At 36.2% G+C, this 21364-nt stretch carries 26 protein-coding genes; 11 read left to right on the forward strand and 15 right to left on the reverse strand.

What is annotated here, in order from left to right; translation table 11 throughout:
- Positions 1 to 80 precede the first annotated feature (80 nt).
- From ACB089_RS12585 to ACB089_RS12595, 3 genes are read right to left on the reverse strand one after another with little or no spacing between them, the layout of a single operon-like run.
- Complete coding sequence (locus ACB089_RS12585) at positions 81 to 815, reverse strand: SDR family NAD(P)-dependent oxidoreductase (protein WP_374966707.1); 735 nt, start codon at positions 813 to 815, stop codon at positions 81 to 83.
- Between the two features lie 47 nt (positions 816 to 862).
- Positions 863 to 2206, reverse strand: coding sequence for an MFS transporter (locus ACB089_RS12590; protein WP_374966708.1), 1344 nt, complete (start codon positions 2204 to 2206; stop codon positions 863 to 865).
- A 20-nt stretch (positions 2207 to 2226) separates the two neighbouring features.
- Positions 2227 to 3795, reverse strand: a complete 1569-nt coding sequence (locus ACB089_RS12595) for an AMP-binding protein (RefSeq protein WP_374966709.1) — start codon at positions 3793 to 3795, stop codon at positions 2227 to 2229.
- A 220-nt stretch (positions 3796 to 4015) separates the two neighbouring features.
- Between ACB089_RS12595 and ACB089_RS12600 the strand changes: the two genes are divergently transcribed.
- On the forward strand, positions 4016 to 4162 hold the full coding sequence (locus tag ACB089_RS12600) for a hypothetical protein (protein ID WP_374966710.1): 147 nt from the start codon (positions 4016 to 4018) through the stop codon (positions 4160 to 4162).
- Positions 4159 to 4764 carry a TetR/AcrR family transcriptional regulator gene (locus tag ACB089_RS12605; protein ID WP_374966711.1) on the forward strand — a complete coding sequence of 202 codons (606 nt, stop codon included), beginning with the start codon at positions 4159 to 4161 and terminating at the stop codon, positions 4762 to 4764. The genes ACB089_RS12600 and ACB089_RS12605 overlap by 4 nt, the downstream gene beginning before the upstream one ends.
- A 267-nt stretch (positions 4765 to 5031) precedes the next feature.
- On the opposite strand, the gene ACB089_RS12610 is transcribed toward ACB089_RS12605, so the two are convergent.
- Both ACB089_RS12610 and ACB089_RS12615 read right to left on the reverse strand, forming a co-directional pair.
- Positions 5032 to 5556: a GNAT family N-acetyltransferase gene (locus tag ACB089_RS12610; protein WP_374966712.1), complete on the reverse strand. Its 525-nt coding sequence runs from the start codon at positions 5554 to 5556 to the stop codon at positions 5032 to 5034.
- Between the two features lie 400 nt (positions 5557 to 5956).
- Positions 5957 to 6433 (reverse strand): DinB family protein, encoded by a 477-nt coding sequence (locus ACB089_RS12615; protein ID WP_374966713.1) that lies wholly within the window; start codon positions 6431 to 6433, stop codon positions 5957 to 5959.
- Positions 6434 to 6706: 273 nt separating this feature from the next.
- Here ACB089_RS12615 and ACB089_RS12620 point away from each other — a divergent pair, with 273 nt between their 5' ends.
- From ACB089_RS12620 to ACB089_RS12630, 3 genes are read left to right on the forward strand one after another with little or no spacing between them, the layout of a single operon-like run.
- Positions 6707 to 7702, forward strand: a complete 996-nt coding sequence (locus ACB089_RS12620; RefSeq protein ID WP_374966714.1) for a S66 peptidase family protein — start codon at positions 6707 to 6709, stop codon at positions 7700 to 7702.
- 60 nt (positions 7703 to 7762) lie between these two features.
- Positions 7763 to 8425 (forward strand): hypothetical protein, encoded by a 663-nt coding sequence (locus tag ACB089_RS12625; RefSeq protein WP_374966715.1) that lies wholly within the window; start codon positions 7763 to 7765, stop codon positions 8423 to 8425.
- A 60-nt stretch (positions 8426 to 8485) separates the two neighbouring features.
- The gene (locus ACB089_RS12630; RefSeq protein WP_374966716.1) at positions 8486 to 9292 is read left to right on the forward strand and encodes a S1C family serine protease; all 807 of its coding nucleotides are present in this window, start codon (positions 8486 to 8488) and stop codon (positions 9290 to 9292) included.
- A gap of 66 nt (positions 9293 to 9358) precedes the next feature.
- Here ACB089_RS12630 and ACB089_RS12635 read toward each other — a convergent pair whose 3' ends face one another.
- The 4 genes from ACB089_RS12635 to ACB089_RS12650 form a co-directional block, all read right to left on the reverse strand.
- A complete protein-coding gene (locus tag ACB089_RS12635) occupies positions 9359 to 9847 on the reverse strand; it encodes a YkvA family protein (protein WP_374966717.1) in 489 nt (162 codons plus the stop codon).
- A 28-nt stretch (positions 9848 to 9875) separates the two neighbouring features.
- Positions 9876 to 10001 carry a hypothetical protein gene (locus ACB089_RS12640; RefSeq protein ID WP_368634726.1) on the reverse strand — a complete coding sequence of 42 codons (126 nt, stop codon included), beginning with the start codon at positions 9999 to 10001 and terminating at the stop codon, positions 9876 to 9878.
- A 155-nt stretch (positions 10002 to 10156) separates the two neighbouring features.
- Positions 10157 to 10357 (reverse strand): cold-shock protein, encoded by a 201-nt coding sequence (locus tag ACB089_RS12645; RefSeq protein WP_049665398.1) that lies wholly within the window; start codon positions 10355 to 10357, stop codon positions 10157 to 10159.
- Between the two features lie 219 nt (positions 10358 to 10576).
- Positions 10577 to 10864, reverse strand: coding sequence for a DUF1033 family protein (locus ACB089_RS12650; protein WP_374966718.1), 288 nt, complete (start codon positions 10862 to 10864; stop codon positions 10577 to 10579).
- Between the two features lie 126 nt (positions 10865 to 10990).
- Here ACB089_RS12650 and ACB089_RS12655 point away from each other — a divergent pair, with 126 nt between their 5' ends.
- The 3 genes from ACB089_RS12655 to ACB089_RS12665 all read left to right on the forward strand — a co-directional run bounded on the left by ACB089_RS12655 (position 10991) and on the right by ACB089_RS12665 (position 14649).
- Entirely contained in the window at positions 10991 to 12718 is a 1728-nt protein-coding gene (locus ACB089_RS12655) for a methyl-accepting chemotaxis protein (RefSeq protein ID WP_374966719.1), read from the forward strand.
- Between the two features lie 44 nt (positions 12719 to 12762).
- Entirely contained in the window at positions 12763 to 13044 is a 282-nt protein-coding gene (locus ACB089_RS12660; protein WP_374966720.1) for an acylphosphatase, read from the forward strand.
- 894 nt (positions 13045 to 13938) lie between these two features.
- Positions 13939 to 14649, forward strand: a complete 711-nt coding sequence (locus tag ACB089_RS12665) for a hypothetical protein (protein ID WP_374966721.1) — start codon at positions 13939 to 13941, stop codon at positions 14647 to 14649.
- Between the two features lie 190 nt (positions 14650 to 14839).
- Here ACB089_RS12665 and ACB089_RS12670 read toward each other — a convergent pair whose 3' ends face one another.
- Both ACB089_RS12670 and ACB089_RS12675 read right to left on the reverse strand, forming a co-directional pair.
- Complete coding sequence (locus ACB089_RS12670) at positions 14840 to 15010, reverse strand: hypothetical protein (protein WP_374966722.1); 171 nt, start codon at positions 15008 to 15010, stop codon at positions 14840 to 14842.
- Positions 15011 to 15047: 37 nt separating this feature from the next.
- Positions 15048 to 15830, reverse strand: coding sequence for a hypothetical protein (locus tag ACB089_RS12675; protein WP_374966723.1), 783 nt, complete (start codon positions 15828 to 15830; stop codon positions 15048 to 15050).
- A 416-nt stretch (positions 15831 to 16246) separates the two neighbouring features.
- Here ACB089_RS12675 and ACB089_RS12680 point away from each other — a divergent pair, with 416 nt between their 5' ends.
- The 3 genes from ACB089_RS12680 (at position 16247) to ACB089_RS12690 (ending at position 18251) form a co-directional block, all read left to right on the forward strand.
- The gene (locus ACB089_RS12680) at positions 16247 to 16897 is read left to right on the forward strand and encodes a 5-bromo-4-chloroindolyl phosphate hydrolysis family protein (RefSeq protein WP_374966724.1); all 651 of its coding nucleotides are present in this window, start codon (positions 16247 to 16249) and stop codon (positions 16895 to 16897) included.
- On the forward strand, positions 16894 to 17958 hold the full coding sequence (locus tag ACB089_RS12685) for a toxic anion resistance protein (RefSeq protein WP_374966725.1): 1065 nt from the start codon (positions 16894 to 16896) through the stop codon (positions 17956 to 17958). The genes ACB089_RS12680 and ACB089_RS12685 overlap by 4 nt, the downstream gene beginning before the upstream one ends.
- 119 nt (positions 17959 to 18077) lie before the next feature.
- Positions 18078 to 18251, forward strand: a complete 174-nt coding sequence (locus ACB089_RS12690; protein WP_374966726.1) for a hypothetical protein — start codon at positions 18078 to 18080, stop codon at positions 18249 to 18251.
- A gap of 52 nt (positions 18252 to 18303) precedes the next feature.
- Here the strand turns inward: ACB089_RS12690 and ACB089_RS12695 are convergent, their stop codons facing one another.
- The 4 genes from ACB089_RS12695 to ACB089_RS12710 all read right to left on the reverse strand — a co-directional run bounded on the left by ACB089_RS12695 (position 18304) and on the right by ACB089_RS12710 (position 21289).
- Positions 18304 to 18501, reverse strand: a complete 198-nt coding sequence (locus ACB089_RS12695) for a DUF6501 family protein (RefSeq protein ID WP_068984183.1) — start codon at positions 18499 to 18501, stop codon at positions 18304 to 18306.
- Positions 18502 to 18776: 275 nt separating this feature from the next.
- On the reverse strand, positions 18777 to 19508 hold the full coding sequence (locus ACB089_RS12700; RefSeq protein WP_374966727.1) for an amino acid ABC transporter ATP-binding protein: 732 nt from the start codon (positions 19506 to 19508) through the stop codon (positions 18777 to 18779).
- A gap of 12 nt (positions 19509 to 19520) precedes the next feature.
- A complete protein-coding gene (locus ACB089_RS12705; protein WP_374966728.1) occupies positions 19521 to 20246 on the reverse strand; it encodes an amino acid ABC transporter permease in 726 nt (241 codons plus the stop codon).
- 188 nt (positions 20247 to 20434) lie between these two features.
- A complete protein-coding gene (locus ACB089_RS12710; protein WP_374966729.1) occupies positions 20435 to 21289 on the reverse strand; it encodes a transporter substrate-binding domain-containing protein in 855 nt (284 codons plus the stop codon).
- Positions 21290 to 21364: the final 75 nt, after the last annotated feature.

A 21364-nucleotide genomic window follows, 5' to 3' on the forward strand; every position in this document is an offset into this window, starting at 1 on the left:
CTATGAATGATTGTATTTGAGTAACTAGTACCTTCAATCTTTAATCACTACTTCCCCGCTTCCTTAGATTGTCATCCTTCCTACATATATAATCCGCCATCTACCGCAAGCACTTGCCCCGTAATATAACTTGCTTCTTTACTTGCTAAAAAAGCAACGGCAGCAGCTATTTCACTTGGTTGCCCCATACGATTAATCGGCTGATTGCTAATTTCATAATTGACACCTTTTGTGATGCCTGTTTCAGTAGCCCCTGGTGCAACAGAATTACATGTGATATGAAGGGCCCCTATTTCTTTTGCAACCCATTTGGTTAATGCAATGACGCCACCTTTTGATGCAGCATACGCTGGGCCCGATCTCCCTACTGTTTCGCCCCCAGAAATAGCACCGCCATTCATACCTGAAATAGAGCTAATATTGATGATTCGTCCATATTTTTGTTCTTTCATATGCGGATACACTACTTTTTGAATAAATAAAAAGGTACTCTGTAAATTTGTTGAAATATCGCGTGTCCATTCTTCGAGTGTCATTGTTTCCAATGAACTTCTACCGCACGTTCCTGCATTATTTACTAAAATATCAATTTTGCCAAAACGCTTGATTGTATTCGTAATGACCTCATCGATAAAGGCTTCACTATTGATATCACCATTATGTTCAAAGAAATCACCTGTTAGCTGCTGAATGGTTTCTGTACATGGATTTTTATCTACTAGAATTGTACATATATTTCTTTCTGATAGAGCGATAGCAATTGCCTGTCCAATACCACTTGCAGCCCCTGTAATGATTGCCACTTCTTTTTCCATTTGTTTCACCCCTAATTGTTTACTTGTCTCGTATTTCATTTAATAAACTACGACTTTGTCGAGGTCATCGCCACTTCTACTTGAGTATCAGACATCTGTTCATCTTCATGTACTTTCTCAACAGGTTCTTCATATTGCGTGATTGTACGTGTATCAGGTGAAAATACGGCAAGTAGCAGTGATAGAAGGAGTCCCGCGATCATTAATGTACCGAATAAATAAGGTGATGCCCCATATTCTGTTGCTAAAGATGTCCATAGCATAGGTCCGAAACCGACTATAGCCGCAGCGACTTGATAGCCAAAGGATAGCCCCGTATATCGAACATTCGCTGGAAATAATTCAGAGAAAAACGTACCTTGAGTCGCGAAAATAGCTGCCCAAACGACACCTAGTAAAACGACTTGCATAATAAAGAAATAAGTTGAATGAATCGGAATCATGACGAAATATGGAATAGCTAGGAGTAACATCGATATAAGTCCGCCAATATAAATTTTCTTACGCCCAATAAAATCTGATAAATACCCTACAATTGGAATCGTTACAATCATTGTGGCACAGCTTATTGTCAGAGCAAACAGTGCGACATCTCTTGTATAGCCAATATACGTAGTCGCATAAACTAAAATAAAGGACATTAAAAATACGTTGAAAAATCCGTCTCCTATTTTTAAGCCAATAATGCGAAAAATATCTTTTTTGTTATATTTAAATACTTGGACAATTGGTAATTTAGCTAATTCACCATTGTCCTTTTTGCGTTTAAATTCAGGTGTTTCTTCGATCCCGCTTCGAATCCAAATGGCTAATACAATTAAAACTGCACTAAAAAGAAATGGTAAACGCCATCCCCAGGCCATAAATTGCGCTTCTGTCGTTAATGAAGAAATAAGTGTAAAACTAAATGTTCCTAACACTAAGCCAATCGGTACACCAAGCTGTGGAATGGAACCGAAAAAACCACGTACACCTTTCGTAGCGGATTCAGTAGCTAATAACACCGCACCACCCCATTCACCACCAAGAGCAATTCCTTGAATAAGTCGCAAAATGACTAATAGCGTTGGCGCGAGTAACCCCACTTGTGCATAGGTAGGCAATAAACCTATCAAGAACGAACTACCACCCATCCCTATTAAAGTAAGCATTAGCGAGGCTTTCCTACCGACACGGTCACCCATATGTCCAAAAATCAAACTGCCAATTGGACGTGCTGCATACCCAGCCCCAAATGTAGCAAAAGCAATTAAAATAGAGATTGCTGGGTTAGTCGAAGGGAAAAATAATGTAGTAAAAACTAATCCCGTTGCAGTCCCATACAAATAAAAATCGTACCACTCAATGATCGAGCCTGCTAAACTTGCTAATAATATTTTGACATTTTTCATATAGCCCCTTCTCTCTACATTCAATTTTTGGTCATCAAATACGAGTTACGTAGAACATGCTTTTGAATTTTGCCAACAGCTGTACGAGGGAAATCCGTCATAAATTCAATTCTATCTGGCACTTTAAACTTTGCGAGACGTTCTTGACAATGCTCGATCAGCGCCTCTTCACTAACAGTGGCACCGGCCTGTAAAATGACATAAGCTTTAATAGCTTCATCACGCATTTCATCTGGTATACCGATGACTGCTGCTTCAAATACAGCTGGATGTTTCGCTAATACCCCCTCTACTTCATGCGCTGCAATATTTTCACCTGAACGTTTAATCATATCCTTTAAACGATCTACAAAATAAAAATAGCCCTCTTCATCGATTCGTGCATTATCACCGGTGAGTAACCAGTTATCTTTCAGTGTGTCATTAGTCGCTTGTTCATTTTTAAAGTATCCCTTCATTAAAGTTCTTCCTGGAATCCCTTTAACAGCTATTTGACCAACTTTCCCTTGTCTCACCGGTAACCCATGTTCATCAACCAGCTGAACTTCATAGCCAATGCTTGGTCTACCTATACTCATATTTTTTCGTTTACCGAATAGAGGATTAATAAGCGGTATCCCAACTGTTTCGGTCATACCATACAGCTGCAATAATTTCACATCAAATTGTTCTTCAAATTGCATTAGCTGGTGTTCGGCTACTGCTTGTGCAAACAGGACAAGTCGTAACGGATTATCCCTGACATCTTCGTCATAATCTTTTGCTAAAATCATCCGAATAGGTGCCGCAAATAATGAACCAACTGTACCTCCTAATGTCTTCGCTTGCTTAAAATATCGCGAAGCACTAAATTTCTCAGTCACTGCAATACTCGCTCCTACCATGATGGCAGACATCGTTGAGTAATATTGTGCATTACCATGAAAAAGCGGTAAGACAATAAATGTTCGATCCTCCGGTGTTAATGCAATGGTACGAGCCATTAATTCACCTGTGAAAATATAGTTGGCATGTGTCAGTTGAACACCTTTTGGTTTCGATGTTGTGCCAGATGTATAGAGAAGTGCCACAATGTCCTCTGACAACACGGTTGGAAAATGCGAATTGCTAACGCTTTCATTATTAATAAGCTCATTGAAATTTAACACTCCCTCAAGCTTACCTTGATGTCTCGTTATGATGATATTTTGTATAGTTGGCGTTTCGCACTTAATACTTACAAACTTTTCGATGTAAGCCTCTTCCGTAATAACAAGGACAGCTTCTGAATGTGTAATCATATACTTCATCTCATCTGCTGGTGATAAAATGTTAGTTGGCACCATAATGCCTCCAATTTCAGCAAGAGCAAACCATGCTGTGAAAAATTCCATGTTGTTTGGTAAATGTAACACAACATGATCCCCTTTTTTTATGCCAAGCTTAAGAAGTGCATTACTGAAACGTAGGACCTCTTGAAAAAAATCCCCATAATTTTTTTCAAAAAGTATGCCACTTTGATCTTCGAAATGAAGAAAACTTTTTTCAGGTTGTTGTTCAGCGCTCTCTCTTAAAACAGAACACAATGTTCTATTTCCAATTAAATCCATGATATACACCCCTTTTGAAATAGTTTCATAGACTATAGTCTGTATATTAATTGGCAAGACAATTAGTTGTCAATATTTTTCTGATTATTTCAAAAAATAAAATTATTACATAAACGCAAATTATGTTAAAGTTAAGTAGAATATATTATCTTCATTCAACAGGTGTCCAAACACTTATTGAATGAAAATAAAGCTTCCGACGGATGTTACGGAATATGAAATGAGTGAAGTGCGCATGCAGCCGGACGCATTGTTTATCTGCGCGAAAGCAAAGCGACAGCGGCAAATGTTTTCTGTAGCGAAAGCAAAGCGTCAGCTACAATTACACCAAGGCGAAATTGATAAAAATTGGGTGAGCAGAAAATGAAAAAGACAAGACAACAACAAGCGTTAGAAACAAAAAAACATATATACGAAACAGCACTTCAATTATTCCAAGAGAAAGGCTTTGATCAAGTAACTGTTGATGAAATTGTTTTAGAAAGCAAAAGCTCAAAAGGAGCATTCTATGGTCATTTCTCTTCTAAGTACGATATTTTCTTAGAGAAATTTAAAGAAATTGATCTTTTTTACGAGGAATTTACAACGACATTACCAGCAAATCTTTGCTTTAAGGAAAAGGTTATTGCATTAATTGAGGCACAAATGAAGTATTTAAAAGAAGATTTAGGAATGGATTTAATGCGGTCCGTTTACAAAAGTGGCTTAATTGAAAACGAAGAAAATTTCTTTACACATTCCGAACGCAAACTCTATAAAATCCTCCATTCTTTTATACAAAAAGCCATTACTGATGGCGAATTATCTGTACAAACGGACGTTCAGCAAACTGCTATTTATATTTCTCGTTGTATGCGTGGTTCTTTATACGACTGGCTAGTTTTTGGAAAGGATTTCGATTTATTGCAAGAGAGTAAAGGCTTTATATCAATATTTTTAGATGGTTTATATAAGGGCATCTCTAATTAAGAAGTATGTTCATAACACCTATTCTATAACCTATATGATTCATCATTTGCGCTAAATAAAAAGAGGCAATTCCTTTTTAACTTTACATGGGAATTGCCTCCTCTTATTTGATATTATTGTTACGTAATATTTTATATTTGGGAACATCATTTAATAGGAGTGATGTTTGATGAACAAACCAGATTAGAAATTATATCCCCCAACATTTATAGGAGAATAAAACAAGGTTGATCATTTTGGGTGGCGAACCAAATGACATTAGCCCCTTTATTCGAATGTTTCTAAGACCTTATCAATATCATTCCAAACATAAACAAATTCTTCTAATACTTTGCCACCAATAGCAATTTGTACTGTTTTGACATATTCCGCTCCATAATATTCATAGAAATTACGTGTTTTATTTTCTGCCAATACTTCTACAAATATGGACTGATACTCTTTCTGTTTAAAGTACATAAATAACTCTTTCAATAAAAGTTTTCCAATCCCTTTGCCTTGATATTCTTCTAGTAGATAAATGGACGTTAAATCGCTTGAATATGGTACGACATTTGATTCTCTAGTCGAGGCATCAGCAAAGCCAACTATTTCTCCAAATTCATTTTCTGCTACTAGCATGTGATTATCTTTTTTTGCAATATTCCTTTTCGCTAGTTCTGTTCTTTGTTCATATGAAAGATTATTTAAGAAATGATCAGGAATAATGTCTTTATAAGTCGTTCTCCAACTGTCAACATGGACTTTGCCAATACCTTGTGCATCCTGAATTGTCGCCTCTCTAATGTTCACCTTCATCACCTCATTCATGTAATAAAAAACGCCTATCATCACCTAAGAGACGACAGACGTAACTGACGTGGTACCACTCTAAACGTATAACGAACGACAGAGGTTAAGACCTTATTCGTCCTACCACTCCGGAGCAAGTTTAGGAAGTTTCTTTGTAATCTTGCACCAACCGATTTCTCTATATTGAAGATAAATAGCCTTACTACTTGCATTCACTACGTCGCTTTTATTTCCAACTATTCTAAATAAAATATATTTAAATGTCAATTTTTTCTTGTTCATTGTTTGAGATAATAATATGAATGCTTCATTATGCAATAATTTGCTAAAAAAATTCCAATAAAATAAAAAATGTACACCACTAAAATTGAATTTAGTCATGTACATTTTCAAGCTGCATTTATTTATTTTGCATTTCCTTCGTTGGTCCCAATACGCCAGGCACTGGCAAGCCCGCTTGACGTAGGAGCACTGTCATCTGTCCGCGATGATGTGTTTGATGATCGACTAGTACACGTAATAATGCACCTCTAGCTATTGGTCCAGTAAAGCCCTTTACTTCCTCTACTAAGTCTTCATTTGAAAGCTTTGCCGCTTCCACTTTCACACTATTTGCTACTTTTTCGTAGGCAGCTACAATTTCAGCAGCTGTAGATGGAATTGGATCTTCTTGACGAGTCATTGGTACCTGTAAACCAGCTAAGTAACTGAAATAACCAGCAGCACCAACTAAATGCCAGCCTAACCAGCCAAGTGTACTGTGACCTTCCACGATGCTTTGCTCTAACTTGTCATCCGTTACAGCTTTTAATACTTGAATCGTACCTTGTGTTGCAGCTGACCACTCATTAATAAAATCATCTACTTGTCGATACATGTAAACGCCCCCATTTTCATAAAATTCTTCTCTATCATATTAAATAATAAACACGCTTACAAGTTTCCAACCTCAAGTTTACATAATATAATTATGTTGATAGCTATTATAACAATGCTTTCTAGTTACTTTTTACCTCTCTTTACAAAAGTTCGAGTCTACGATCACAAAATTGTAAAATCATGTATAATAGTTTTGTCTTATTAGCAATTATGCCTCTGCATAATTGCGTCCGGAATCGGCTGAAATAAGTTAAAAAGAAAGAGGTAGTTTATGTTTTCCCCATTGACTAAAGGCGATATCATTGGTATTTATTCGCCTTCCAAACCAGCTACAGCAATTGCAAAGGCTCGCTATGAACGCGGTAAAGCGCGTCTGGAAGCGCTTGGCTTTACATTAAAAGAAGGTTCTTTAACTGGAAAAGAAGATTTTTATCGCTCCGGTACACCTAAGGAACGAGCAGAAGAGCTTAATGCGCTACTGCGTGATCCCCACATCAAAATGATTTTACCCACTATGGGTGGTACGAACGCCAATAGTATGCTCCCTTATTTAGATTACCAAGCCTTTCAGCACAACCCCAAAATACTTGTTGGCTTGTCTGATGTAACTGCCATACTTCTAGCGATGTATGCAAAGACTGGACTTCCCGTCTTTTATGGACCTTCTGTAGCTTCTACCCTTGGCGAATTTCCACCATTTGTCCATTATACAGAGCAATATTTTAAAGATTTGTTTTTACGTTCATTATCGATTCCTTATGACATACCAATCCCACCAATATGGACAGATGACCGAGTAAATTGGTTAGAAAAAACGATTGAAAAAACACAGCATCCTAACTCATGGATTACCGTCCAACCCGGTATAGCGGAAGGTCGTTTAATAGGCGGAAATATTAATACGATGTACGGCTTTATTGGCACACCTTATTTCCCTCAAATTAAAGAAGGAGATATTTTACTTCTAGAAGATACATCTAAAACCATTGCTGTTGTTGAGAAAAACTTTGCCATGCTAAAGTTACACGGCTTCTTTGACAAAGTATCCGCGATTATTTTAGGAAAACATGAACAATATGATGATTTAGGCTCTGGAAGAAAGCCTTATGATGTGTTGCTAGAGCAGCTAGATGGACGTAGAATTCCTATTATCGCTGATGTCGATTGCTGCCACACGCATCCCCTTCATGCCATACCTATCGGCTTACGAGTTCGCGTCGATTCGACTAATAAACAGATTACCTTGCTAGAAAACTGGTTTTCATAACATTCGTATAACCTATGGACTTCGCGTATAATGATAGAAAATAGCTGAAGGAGTTTGCATATGAGACTTAATGTAGTCGTACTTTCTCTTGCAGTATTACTCTTTGGTTGTAGTGAAGAAAATCGAACAGAGCATGAGGATCAACCTAAACATAACGTGGTGGACAAAACACCTGAAGTCAAACAGCCTGTTGAACAACAAACTAACGAAAAAGCCGAACTCGCATCCTTTTTCCCACCAGATGGTTCAACAGCCTTTTTTCAAGGTGAAGGGAATGAATTTGCTAGTTTCACACTTCAAACAACTTACATCGGTGCAAATCATATCGCACAAGTGGAAGATAACGGCGGTGTCACACTTTTAAAGTTGTACCGGATTACGGATCTAGCGATTGAGCTTGTCTATAAAGAAGCTGTAGACGCTAACCCCACCCTCCCTACAGCACAAGAAGCTGCTTCCTTTCCAGTACTCGAAACAATTTTGCAAAAACCTTTAACAGTAGGAAATAACTTTAATGGTTGGACAATTCAATCGAATACGGCTTCACTTACTATTGGAACAACGGTTTATCGAGACGTTATTCAGCTTACTCGCTCAGAAGATGCACTAACAACAACGAAATATTATGTAAAAAACATTGGTCTTATCCGTACAGAAGATATGATGGTGACAGCTAACAAAGAACAGTTTGTCATAACGTCAACCTTACAAAAAATTGAATAATATTCACACTACAGGCGTCCTGCTTGGGCGTCTTTCATTTTTGATAAGGAGGTAGTTTTTATGAATGATATACATAAATCAGCAACTGAAGATGAATTGACAGAAGAAGAATTCATTGAGCTAGTCCTTGCTGAACAGCAAAAGGCGTTAGCAGAAGAGCAAGAACAGCGGCAGCAAGGTAAAAAGCCAAAGAAGCTAAAACCGATTGTAAAGTGGATAGTCTGGAGTATGGCATTTGTGTTGTTTTTGAATACATTTGCACTTATCTTTCAAATTTACTCCATCCCAGCTATTGAATTTTTAAAGGTGTCTGCACGGCTATCAGCACAAGAAGATATACAAACATATAAAAAGGCTGTTGTAGAGATCTCTACAGGCTCTAGTAAAGGCACTGGTTTTGCCATTTCACCTGATGGTCTTATCGTAACGAATGCACACGTTGTTGAGGATGCTCAAAAATTATTAGTCATTTTTCCTGAGGAGGGATTAATGGAAGCTGAGTTACTACAAAGCTTCCCAGATGTTGATTTAGCGTTATTGCAAGTATCTGGTGATGAGCTACCATCCCTTCCACTTGCAGAAGATCCGAACTATGGTAACAATGAGCATGTCTATTTCATTGGCAATCCACTAGCTTTTACAGGCATTGCTAATGAAGGAACTTTACTTGAATCAACATATCTTACAGATTGGCAGGAACCTGTTATGATGATGGAGGCCCCTGTTTATCGAGGAAATAGTGGGAGCCCTGTCATAAATGCTGATGGTGAGGTTATCGGAATCGTCTTTGCAACGATAGAAAAGGATCCATATGGTCGTGTGGGCTTATTTGTTCCTGTTGAAGTGTTACAGCGTAAATTAAAATAACAGTTTAAAGCTGCTTGTCCTCTATTAAAAAAGACAAGCAGCTTTATTTTAGTTTACATAATAAAATTATTTGAGATCTTTACTTTCGTGTTTTATAAATCGAGCTAAAACTGATTTTACCGGGATTTTACTAGTAACCTCATCACTTACTTCAGCAATTTTTTGAAGGACGTTTAGAAGTTTATCGTCTCCAGTCCAGTGCTTTTCAATAACGTCTGATCCTAATTTATTCATCACGGTATTAACGACAAAGGTTGCAATAACAAGATCATCTAAATATCCGCCAAAGCCAAGTAACCCTTCTGGTAGAAAATCCACTGGCATGACAAAGTATGCTATTGAGGCACCTATTAAGGTACGACTTTTCTTATCAATTTTAGGATCTGTAAGAGTTTTTACTAATAAGTGGAATAAATCGGGCACAAACATTAAATATTGTGTGAATTTACTTTTTTTCCCGGATTTTGATGTGAGATAAGAAACTAATTTAGCACGTAGCTTTTTATAAAAATCTTGCTGCTCCTGTTCACTAGGAATTTGTGTTGATGTATTCAATCTTTCATCCTCCTTCACTTCCTTGATTTTACATCAAATGTTGCGGAAAGGCACAATTCGAGGCTTGCTCAAACGTTCCTGTAACTCCTTTTCCCTCTAACGTTCTATCCATTTGTTCGATGATTCTATCCGTCCCTTTTGTTTCTACGAGCATAATGCAAGCTTCCTAAAAGTCCAGAATGACATCTTTATACTTTTAACCAAAATTAGAGATTTCTAACCCTTTAACATTCAAAGAATGCAAAAAAAAGACATCCTATTTACATAGGATGCCTTTAAATTAACGAAAGTAATTTTAATTACTGAGAATTAAAGTTTAGTTACGTTAGCAGCTTGTGGTCCGCGGTTGCCATCTACAACTTCGAATTCCACTTTTTGACCTTCGTCAAGAGTTTTGAAACCTTCTCCTCCGATAGCTGAGAAGTGTACGAATACGTCGTTTTCACCTTCAACTTCGATGAATCCAAAACCTTTTTCTGAGTTAAACCATTTTACTGTACCTTGTTTCATTTAAGAAAACCTCCAAAAAATAAAAGTGAACAATATGTAATTTCTTCAGCGATTGAAAAAAATTCACATATTACAAAGAGTACCGAACTAACGCGATCACTTTTTGTAATATGTGAATTCATGTTTCCGGTGAAGCAATTAAATTGTTAACCTAAGTATAACCAGCATTCATAATTTTGTCAAATAAAGAAAATTGTTTTTTTAATTAATTTCGAAATTTTATTTCAATTCCTCAGATTTCGTTGCAATAATACCATGATATATTTGTACATCATCATCACAGGCTTCGCAAAAAACACTTTCTTCCTCTGACCAGAAGGCCCAAAATCCCCCATCTTTAGTTGCCTCATTGTCATAGGTTAATCGGAAATGTTGCAACTTTCTTTGTAATGCCAATTCAAATTGCTCTCCCGTTTCAAACGTTTCATTTGTTTGGATAAAAGTCTCCCAGCCTTCGAATTTCCACCAAGGCTCATAATCAGCTTTCATGTAAATAATTGTATACATATTTGCCACATTCCCTGCTGTAATAAGATATTTTCATTTTAGCAAAGACATCTGAAATGTCTATTAAAACCCCCTGAAATATGCTATTATTGCCTTATTATTCATTATTTTTAGGAGGTATTTTTTATGTTTTCAAGTATTCGACCGAAAGCCGAGCTTGAGGAATTATTAAAGCGTGGTACAAATTTACATGCAACAGGCCGTTTCAATAAAACACTTGCATTTAACCATTTTAATTCTCAAGATGAGGAAAATTTAAAAACTCTCTACTATAAGTTAAAAGACATCACACCTTCTATGAATGCTATTTTTCATAATTATTTAAGTGAAATTTCCCCAACCTCTCAGCTAACGATTAGTGAAGAATATATTAACCGATACTTAACGCAATTTTTCTTAGGTACTCGCGATGACGAATATGTGGATGAAACCGTTAAATTTTTCAACTTATTCCGAAAAAATCAATACGAGCCTGGTAAACTAATTGTCGTATTCAATCAATTCGCATTTTATATTACTACATACATATTACATAATTTCGGTTTAAAACCTTATAAAGCCTTTGAATATATGAAATCTTTTCAATCAGCTGTCAATGTCGATCAGGAATTACTGGTTGAAGTATTAACGGAAAGAATTATTGAAAATGTAGTTGCTGAGGTTTCTTCTTTAATGGATGTCAACGCTAAAATCATGTATATGAAAGATTTAGTATTTAGCTTAGATAAACAAAATGAAGAAATCCAATCCTCTACCGCAGCAACTGAAGAAATTGCCGCTTCTATTAATGAAGTTGCTCGAATGTCTTCTCGTATTTCAGAGAAAACAACTGAGTCTGTTGATCACGCTGTACAAGGAAAAAATGCCATTGAGCATGCCCTATCTGAAATCTTTAAAACAGAAGAGACATTCACAAGTATTGTTGAATCCTTTTCAGAATTGCAAAAGCGGGTTAATGATATTGAACATGTTGTAACGTTAATCAACCAAATTGCTGATCAAACGAATTTACTTGCTTTGAACGCTTCTATTGAGGCTGCCCGTGCGGGTGAACATGGCAAAGGGTTTGCTGTAGTTGCACAGGAAGTTCGCAAACTTGCTGAAGGAACTGTATCGGCACTCAGCGAGGTCACTACAAATGTTCATCATTTAAAAAGTTATTCAAATGATGTATCCAACTCCATTACGGGAACGACAGAGATTATTAAAGAAGCAACAGTTGAAGCGAAAGAGTCGTTACCATTATTAAATGCAATTGTTAGTGCAATTGAAGATATTAATCTGGATGTCACAAATACAGCCGCAATCTCTCAAGAACAAGCAGCTGCAATAGATGAAGTTTCAGCAAGAATGATTGAGATTTCTAGTCTTCAGGATGATATTCGTGAATATAGTCATAACACTTCTAGCGATATTCACTTATTAGGAAAAGAAATTAATCGTTTCCGCAATGATATTATTGCCAATAATAATGTTCAGCTATCATCTATTGCGCTTTTACAATTATCAAAAGCAGATCATATTTTATGGAAATGGCGAATTTATAATATGTTCCTTGGTCTCGAAAACGTAGAGCCAAGTGATGTTTCTTCTCATAAAGAATGTCGTCTAGGTAAATGGTATTCATCTCAACGCTCTGTAGAACGTTTTGGACACTTACAAGACTATCGTGAATTAGACGCCTATCATATACGTGTTCATGAATCTGCAAAATTAGCGGCGGAGGCTCACAAAGCTGGCCAAATTCAACAGGCTGAAATTCATTTAAAAGAAGTAGACCAAGCTTCTAAGCAGGTACTCTACTATATCAATAATCTAATTTTATATTTAGAAAAAGAACGTGTTATGCACTAAGTACAGGGAGAACTCTTTCCCCTTAACTTTTAGGAGGTTTTAGCATGAACAAGCGAGCGCTAATTAGATTTTTCGGAGATGTTTATGGGACTGGCTACCGTTTTTTTATTAAACAAAAAGCGATTGAACTAGGATTAAAAGGTTATTGCAAACTAAACAATCATGAACAAATAGAAGTTGAAGTTGAAGGTGCACAAAAAGCGATTGACGAATTCCTAGTGTTTGTTCAAAAAGGAGTTAGCCCTCAAGCCGATTCTAATTCATTTACGCTAGAGCTTTATGATGATTTAAAAGGTTATGTACGTATGGAGTCAGACATTGTTTAGTCTGGCTCCTCCTTTTTTGTAGTGTTAGAATACGGTTTTTATAAAATGAAGTTGCTGGAGGTTAGTTTATATTTTATCAATTAGGATTGGGATAGTAACCCAGTCCTTTTTATTTTTCCCTCCCATAAAAACACCTGCCGTAGCAAGTGCAAATAATTATTTAGATGATTTATTATTGCTCTCTTTCTATTAATTCTTTTAGCGATTAGCCGTGGAACACTAGTTTTTAATAAAAATCTAAGCATATTTTTAAATGCTTCATCTCAAGGTTGATTCATTGATTACCCCCTATTGAAATTTTCGTTTCCTCTTACTTTCTTATTACTTGTAATCATATAACCTATTTAGATATTTTGATCAATAAATGAATGAGAGAGTTTCATCAATTAATTTGATTTTCAAATAGTTGCTCTGATTCACTTTTAATCACTGTCTCATGTCAGGTGTGTTGATTAACCAAGACAGATTTCTACTACAGGCTACTCGCTTTCCTATGGGAAGCTTTGTTCTGCGACGAAAGCGAAGCGACAGGAGCACTCGAGTGCCCTACCCTACAATCAGATAAAATGGAAAGACATTAGCAAAATAGTAACTTTTTTGCGTGGTTGTTACGAGTTTTGACTTTCTTCTGTTATAGCTTTGATTAACGGAAAGAATGCATTATCAAGTGTAATATATCATTTCTAAAGTGGATGCATCCGCCCCTCCCCTGTTCTCATACCAAATTATTTTTTGTCTTAATGTATCTGAACGCTTTAGTTGTTCTTCGGTTAAGAAAAATTCTTTCTTTCATATAGTTCCTTGATCCATCATAAAATAGAAAAAATTTGAATTTAAAAGATAAAATGCAAAGGGGTTTATTTGGATAATAATAGGAAAAACGGGGTGATTTAAATGAAATTTATACAAAAATTAAGTGTGATCGGACTGTCAGTATGTCTATTGAGTATCGTTTTTTCATCTGCCAGCATGGCAACAAAAATCGTTACAGAAGATCATCTGAATTCAGTAAATAATAAAAACAAAAATGAAATTCATAATTACAAAAACGACTCCGCCAAAATATTAGCACAAGAAACAAAAACGGTGCTGATTAAAACAGAAAGAGAAGATAAATCATTATTAGAGCAAAAAACAAAAGAATTTGAAGAAAAAATGAAAATGGAACAAATAGCCTTTATTGAAGAGGGATTGAAAAAAGCAACAACACTGCAAGATGTAGAAAAAGTAAAAAGTGAGGCAGCTAACTTATTAAAAAAAGAAAAAGAATTGTTTAAAAAAGAAAGTGAAAAATATGTAAAAAAAGTGATTGATACGGAAAAAGTGAACTTAGCAATGATTTCAAGTTCATATAAAACGCTTATAGATGACTTTTTCACCTTTAACAAACACAGATTCTATTACTATGATGTAAATAAAAATGAATTTCTTCCAGATGATAAAGTAAAGACCATAGAAGAGGTAAAAGAATTTGAAAAAAACCACAAAGAAGATACAATTATAAAAGATAATCCAATCAACACCTTAATTCTGTTCATTCTCCTTGGATCATTATGTATCATTCCTCTTTTCATAAGCAAACGACAGAATGAGGCTTGGTCATAAGTATATTTTCAAAGCAAAATTAAAAAATTCACAACAGAAAAGCGCGAGAAATCAACGTTTCTAAAATTGATTTCTCGCGCTTTTTAAGGTTTTGACCAGTTATGTCCCGCCGGTTTTTTATTTTACCTTTCTTCGTATTGGACGATTTTTTGCTCAATACATTTTCCAATCTGAGAAATTAACACGCCATTTAAATGATCGGATTCATGGAGTTGATGTCTTTTTTAATGTGGATACGCTTGAAAACTATACTTTCCTTTCCACTGAAAAAAACACTTCCTTTTGCATACATTCCCTTATGAACAGCCCCTTCTACAGGACTAAGTTGCTCTTGTTTATCCGCTGTTAGCTCAGAACGCAAGCACGTTTTCTCTTTTTAAGATTTGAATCCGGGTTCCTTACTCGCCATTCACCGGCTTCAGTAGATTTGCTGGAATGTAATTGAAATAAAATTTATTGAGACCCACCTCAACATAACCATTGATCTCAATCCCTGATAACTGGAAGATCGTTCCCTTCAACATTTTTGTATAACTAGGTGCCCCCTTCATTGGAGCACTTAAAAGTTCTGTATCTTCTATTAATACATAGGAACCATTATTTATCGTTTCAAAAATTCGAACATCAGTGCCATCAATAATGGCGTTATCAATTACATCCTCTCCTTCAATATCTCCAACACAATAATGGTAATATAATTTGCCTTTCTCAATAGAAACTAATCTTGATGTTGGACCAGTACAAACATCTTTTCGTTTTCCAACTATTAAAGGTTGACCATATCCGATATCATTGTATTGTCCAGGGATTTCCACACCCTGATGATTAATCATGACATAGGTTGGAATGTCATAAAAAGATGATCGAATATCGATCGGTACTTCTTTGAAAACTACCAAATCTGTTGCTTGTACTCGATATTGCCCCATCTGGTAGAATGTTTTGCCATCATATTTTTCAATATCATACGTTTTAAAGAAGTTATTTCTTTTAACCACTAAAGAATCAAACGAACCATCTGGATTTTTCTTATATACCTTGATGTCTTTTTTAAAGGTCATTTTTCCTGTTTGCCCCTTTACAACTTCCGCTCCATCATACATCACTTTCGCTTCTGATTTTGTTGGACTTACTACCGCAAATACAAATGCTGCTAGTAACACAATAAATAATTTCTTCATTTTTCTCCCCCTCAAACACAATTAATTAGTATTATATACCACAAATATAATATTATGTTTTTATCAAAATTTTTGGATGACATTTGCTAAGAGATAGCCTTGTATTCGTTCCGACTGGGCGACTCCTTGGGGATCAGCGAAAGAGGAACGGCTCATCGGACGCCCCTAGAAAAGCGCCCAGTCGGAACGGAAATCAACCACACGTTTGGTGATGCGCCACTATTCTACCAAAACTTCTATTTCGTTTGCCCCAATTCTCTATTATAAAGCAACGGATTTCCTCGTTTTTATGTATTATCATTGAGAAACTTTACAATTAGCAGTAAAATTTATGTAAGGGTTTTATTTTATTGAAACTTTATGTCGATTATTTCGTATAAGAATATAGACATATTTAAATGCTAGGAGGAAGAAACATGCTCAGTGTCGGACAGTTTTTCTCTAGACATACCGCTAGCGTCTTTATTTCGCTATCAACTGTTTCTATCGCAGCAATTGCCGCAGATCCAGGATTCTTCCTTGGTGGTTTATTGTTTGCTGGAACTTACGCGCCAAGTACAGCGTTGTTGAAACATAGACAGAAAAAGAAAGTCAGACAAATTGCAGGTATAACAAAAGAAGAATACAAACTTATTGAAACACAACTTAAAGTAGCCAATAAAAACATACAAACATTAAGCCAAAACTACTTACGTGTACGCTCTGTTTCAGCATTTAAACAATTAATCGAAATGACACGTATTTCAAAAAATATCGTGAAAATGGTGAAGGCAGATCCACGAAAATTTTATAATGTTGAACAATTTTTTTATGCTCACCTACCTTCCGCTGTCGAATTAACGGAAAAATATACGATGTTATCGAAGCAGCCAGTGAAAGATAAGGAAATTCAAATAACATTATCAAAAACACGAGAAACACTGACAGATTTAAATGATACGATTCAAATCGATTTAAAGGATGCGCTTTCTAATGATATCGACCATCTTCAAATGGAAATCGAATTTGCAAATCGTTCAAATAGTAGACGAAAAGAACAATTGGAGTGGCGAGGCGATGATAAGTGACAGCAAATGATCACGCATTTCAACTAAATACAATACAAGGTCTTTCCCCCCTTGTACAATCTTATTTAGAAACTACAAATAACGAGGCGATGGCGACGTATGAAACGCTGTCGCCTCTTGCACAAAGTCGTTCACTTCTATTTGCTAGTAAAATCGACCTAACAAGCTTCGAATCAGTGCTATCTTTAGGGCAAGATTCACAGCGAGCTCTTTCTCAATTTGCTGATCGAATGCTTGTACAAGTAAAACAAAAAGACGTTTCAAAAATTGGCCAAATGTTAGATTCATTAATGCAAACGTTAGACCGCGTAGATCCTAACGCGTTAGAACCAAAAAAGCAGTCTTTATTTAAAAAAATATTTGGTAAAACTGAGCGTCCTATTAAGCAAACATTAACGGAATTTGAACGTATTAGTATCCAAGTAGAGCGAATTGGTGTTCAGCTCGAGCGTGCTCAGCTTCAAATGATTAAAGATGTAGAAATGCTTGAAGAACTTTATTCACATAATAAAGGATTTTTTGAAGAGTTAGCGACTGCTATTGCGGCTGGGCAAATGAAGAAGCAGCAAGCAATCGAAGTGGAGCTTCCTGCAAAGGTGACTAGTGTCCAGGCAACGAATCAACCACTTGCGATCCAACAGCTTAATGACTTTGCCGCTCAAATCGAACGACTCGATCAGCGCATTTATGATTTACAAGTGTCGCAGCAGGTTGCTTTACAAACGGCACCACAAATACGGATGATTCAGCAATCAAATCAAACGCTAGCAGAAAAAATAGAATTTTCAATTGTTACCCTCATTCCGCTTTGGAAAAATCAGTTGGCCATGATGTTATCCATGAATATGGACCAACACTATGCCCAGCTAGAGGAGCGGTTATCTCGCACGAATGACCGTTTTGCAAGCCCTTCTTTCGAGCAGCAAGTATCGAAATTCAAAGAAACACAGCATGAGCTTCAAACTGCTATCCAAGACGTCTTTGCCCTACATACAGCTACAGAACATGAAAAACAGCATTTACAGGATGTAGCAGAATTAAAGGGCTATAAGAGGGACTGATTCTGTTCTTCCAACGAAAAAAGGGTGGCTCAGAAATCATCTGAACCACCCTCTTATTTTTATTCAAACCAATTGAATAAAAATAAAGCCTCCGGCGGATGTCACGGATTTTAAAAGGAATGAATAAAAGGATGTTAGCCTATAACCTTCGCATCCTGCGAAAATCCGGACGCAGTGTTTATCTGTGCGAAAGCAAAGCGTCAGCTACAAATGTTTTCTGTGCGAAAGCAAAGCGTCAGCTACAAATGTTTTCTGCGCGAAAGCGTAGCGACAGCGGCAAATGTTTTCTGTAGCGAAAGCAAAGCGTCAGCTACAATTACGCCAAGGCGAAATTGATTTTTATACTTATTCAAAATAATCTTTATAGTAGCCACCAATATTACCAGTGTTATCAATAATAAAAACGAACTCTTCTGTTTCATTTTTTACATCATATTGTTTCCCTACTGTTAATACGTTCGATACTAAATATTTTGATGCATTTGTATGCTTACAAGTAACTGCGCGTAGTGTTGGTGCATCTTTCCATTTTAAATGTAACATAATATCTCTACCTTTCTTTACTAGCATGAAGCTAATGTCTATTGCTTATTTTATAATATTTTTGTACTTTTGTGGAGAAAAAAACCATAGAAGTCCGTTTTTTCAACCATTTATATTCTTAAATCTTAACTTCGAGGTGATATTATGAGCTTTGGTGGTGTACCGCAATGGTTTTTTATCATTGCCGTTGCATTTGCAATTTGCTTTGTTTTATATGCAGAGTGGAATTCTAGAAAATAAGTGAGCCCATTCGTCTGGACTCACTTTTTTTGAAATTATTTTAGTGTACGTTTTAAAAACTCTTTTGTACGTTCATGTTGAGGGTTTATTAATACCTGTGATGGTGGTCCCTCTTCTACAATAACACCTTTATCCATAAATACAACACGATCGGCTACTTCTTTAGCAAATTCCATTTCATGTGTAACAATTAACATCGTATTTCCACCATCCGCTAGCTGGCGCATAACCTTCAACACTTCCCCAACCATCTCTGGATCTAATGCAGACGTAGGTTCATCGAATAGCATCACATCTGGGTTCATGGACAATGCGCGTGCAATCGCTACTCGCTGTTTTTGCCCGCCAGATAGCTGACGAGGCTTTGCATTGACATATTGATCCATGCCAACGATTTGCAAATATTTTAAAGCAATTTTCTCAGCCTCTGCCTTTGAACGCTTTAATACTTTCACTTGTCCAACCGTACAATTATTTAACACATTATGATTATTGAATAAGTTAAATTGCTGGAATACCATCCCTAAATGTGTACGGTATTCTTGGATATTATGCTTTTCGTCTAAAATATTTTCACCTTTATAAATAATTTGACCACCACTAGGTGTTTCTAGTAGATTAATGCAGCGCAGTAGTGTTGATTTACCTGATCCTGAAGAACCGATTAAACAGACAACCTCACCCTTTTCTACTTGAAAGTTTACATCCTTTAACACTTGGTTACGCCCAAATGATTTACTTAAATGCTCTATTTTAATAACGGCCACTTGTTCGTCCCCCTATATTGCTTCTTTCTGTTCTTTTTGATAAGCATCTGGTCCATCAAGTCGTCTTTCTACATATAGTAAAATCCTTGATGCTGTAAATGTCATGATGAAATAAAGGACACAAGCTACGAAGAATGATTCAAAATAGCGGAAGTTATTACCTGCAATTGATTTTGTTTGGAAGAATAATTCCGTAACACCGATCACATTTAATACTGCTGTATCTTTAATATTCATAATTAATTGATTACCTGTTGCAGGTAATACATTTCTCGCAACTTGTGGTAAGACTACATATAGCATGATTTGAAAATGATTCATACCGATTGCTGAAGCAGCCTCATACTGTCCTTTATCAATCGATACAATACCACCACGTACAATTTCCGTCATATAAGCACCTGTGTTTAGTGAAACGACTAAAATACCTGCTGTAATAAAGTGCATATCAATACCAAATGCCATATCTAATCCGTAAAATACAACCATAGCTTGTACAATCATTGGTGTACCACGGAAGAATTCAACATAGCATGTTAGTATAAAATTAATGATCTTTAAGCTATAGTATTTTACACCCTTTTTACGAACCTTAATAGTATGCATAATTCCGATGAAAAATCCGATAAGTGCACCAATAATTGTACTAGTAATCGAAATAAGTAATGTATAATACGCACCTCGTAAAAACATTTGCCAGTTGTTCTCAACAATTGAAATAATCCATTCAAGACTCATGATGTGCCTCCTTACAACGTCGTGTTGTTTGCTTGTTCTTTTTTGCCTTAGCTATTTCATTGCAACTTACTTTTTCTTATTATTTTATGATTCTATTAGCTAGGACATTATCATTATTTAAAGAGGTACTCATTGAATAATGATGAAAAGATATTGCACGGACTAAGCAAGTAGTCCGTGCAGTCTTATTATTGTGCTGCTGGTTGTTGATGAATTGCTTCTTCCATAATTTTTTGACGATCATCTTCAGAAATACCTTTTAGAATTTCATTGATTTTTTCTAGATTTGCATCACCTTTACGTAAACCTACTGCGATAGAAGTGTTTGAAATATCTGTATCAAAGCCTTCTTCAAACTTTACATATGTGAACTTATCGTTTGCTGCAGCAGCTGAAATTCCTTCTGGACGTTCTGCTACATAGCCATCAATTTTTTCAGCTTCTAAGGCTACACGCATAGCTGGGAAACTATCCATTGCAGTTTGTTTTTGAACGTCTTTGATCTGATCTATCACATCGTAGTTAGATGTGTTTAATTGTGATGTGATTTTAGCTCCTGAAAAATCTTGGATTGATTTTGCTTTTTCATACTTGCTACCTTTTTTAATAACCATAACAAAATCAGAAGTATAGTAATTTTCAGTGAAATCAATTGTTTTCTTACGCTCATCAGTAGGTGACATCCCAGCAACAATGGCATCAATTTTATTTGATTGCAGTGCAGGTACTAAACCATCCCACTCCATTTTCACAATGACTAATTCTTTGCCCAAGCCTTCAGCGATTTTCTTCGCCATTTGCACATCGTAGCCGCCTGCATATTCAGCATTGTCGGCGATTTTTACTGCACCATTTGCATCATCTTGCTGCGTCCAGTTAAATGGAGCATAACCTGCTTCCATCCCAACACGGAATTCACCTCCGCCATCTTTATCTGCACCAGCATCACCTGTTGCTTCATCCTTTTTGTCGCCAGCACCACATGCTGCCATCACAATTGCAGTCATTACCGTTAACATTAATAACAACCATTTTCTTTTCATGAAAAACTCCCCTTTTCTGTAAAAAAATAAGACAACTGTACGAAAAAAGACCTAAGAATTGAACTTAGGTCTTAT

The sequence above is a fragment of the Lysinibacillus sp. RS10 genome (assembly GCF_041956855.1).
Lineage (GTDB): Bacteria > Bacillota > Bacilli > Bacillales_A > Planococcaceae > Lysinibacillus > Lysinibacillus xylanilyticus_A.

Bases quoted from the DNA above. Each gene is read 5' to 3' on its own strand.
- ACB089_RS12690 (WP_374966726.1), top strand. From the start codon at position 18,078: ATGAATAAAAGGATGTTAGCCTATAACCTTCGCATCCTGCGAAAATCC.
- ACB089_RS12655 (WP_374966719.1), top strand. From the start codon at position 10,991: ATGTTTTCAAGTATTCGACCGAAAGCCGAGCTTGAGGAATTATTAAAG.
- ACB089_RS12595 (WP_374966709.1), bottom strand. From the start codon at position 3,795: ATGGATTTAATTGGAAATAGAACATTGTGTTCTGTTTTAAGAGAGAGC.
- ACB089_RS12590 (WP_374966708.1), bottom strand. From the start codon at position 2,206: ATGAAAAATGTCAAAATATTATTAGCAAGTTTAGCAGGCTCGATCATT.
- ACB089_RS12680 (WP_374966724.1), top strand. From the start codon at position 16,247: ATGCTCAGTGTCGGACAGTTTTTCTCTAGACATACCGCTAGCGTCTTT.
- ACB089_RS12710 (WP_374966729.1), bottom strand. From the start codon at position 21,289: ATGAAAAGAAAATGGTTGTTATTAATGTTAACGGTAATGACTGCAATT.
- ACB089_RS12650 (WP_374966718.1), bottom strand. From the start codon at position 10,864: ATGTATACAATTATTTACATGAAAGCTGATTATGAGCCTTGGTGGAAA.
- ACB089_RS12605 (WP_374966711.1), top strand. From the start codon at position 4,159: ATGAAAAAGACAAGACAACAACAAGCGTTAGAAACAAAAAAACATATA.
- ACB089_RS12630 (WP_374966716.1), top strand. From the start codon at position 8,486: ATGAATGATATACATAAATCAGCAACTGAAGATGAATTGACAGAAGAA.
- ACB089_RS12615 (WP_374966713.1), bottom strand. From the start codon at position 6,433: ATGTATCGACAAGTAGATGATTTTATTAATGAGTGGTCAGCTGCAACA.
- ACB089_RS12640 (WP_368634726.1), bottom strand. From the start codon at position 10,001: ATGCTCGTAGAAACAAAAGGGACGGATAGAATCATCGAACAAATGGAT.
- ACB089_RS12705 (WP_374966728.1), bottom strand. From the start codon at position 20,246: ATGAGTCTTGAATGGATTATTTCAATTGTTGAGAACAACTGGCAAATG.
- ACB089_RS12645 (WP_049665398.1), bottom strand. From the start codon at position 10,357: ATGAAACAAGGTACAGTAAAATGGTTTAACTCAGAAAAAGGTTTTGGA.
- ACB089_RS12585 (WP_374966707.1), bottom strand. From the start codon at position 815: ATGGAAAAAGAAGTGGCAATCATTACAGGGGCTGCAAGTGGTATTGGA.
- ACB089_RS12660 (WP_374966720.1), top strand. From the start codon at position 12,763: ATGAACAAGCGAGCGCTAATTAGATTTTTCGGAGATGTTTATGGGACT.
- ACB089_RS12620 (WP_374966714.1), top strand. From the start codon at position 6,707: ATGTTTTCCCCATTGACTAAAGGCGATATCATTGGTATTTATTCGCCT.
- ACB089_RS12600 (WP_374966710.1), top strand. From the start codon at position 4,016: ATGAGTGAAGTGCGCATGCAGCCGGACGCATTGTTTATCTGCGCGAAA.
- ACB089_RS12665 (WP_374966721.1), top strand. From the start codon at position 13,939: ATGAAATTTATACAAAAATTAAGTGTGATCGGACTGTCAGTATGTCTA.
- ACB089_RS12695 (WP_068984183.1), bottom strand. From the start codon at position 18,501: ATGTTACATTTAAAATGGAAAGATGCACCAACACTACGCGCAGTTACT.
- ACB089_RS12675 (WP_374966723.1), bottom strand. From the start codon at position 15,830: ATGAAGAAATTATTTATTGTGTTACTAGCAGCATTTGTATTTGCGGTA.
- ACB089_RS12625 (WP_374966715.1), top strand. From the start codon at position 7,763: ATGAGACTTAATGTAGTCGTACTTTCTCTTGCAGTATTACTCTTTGGT.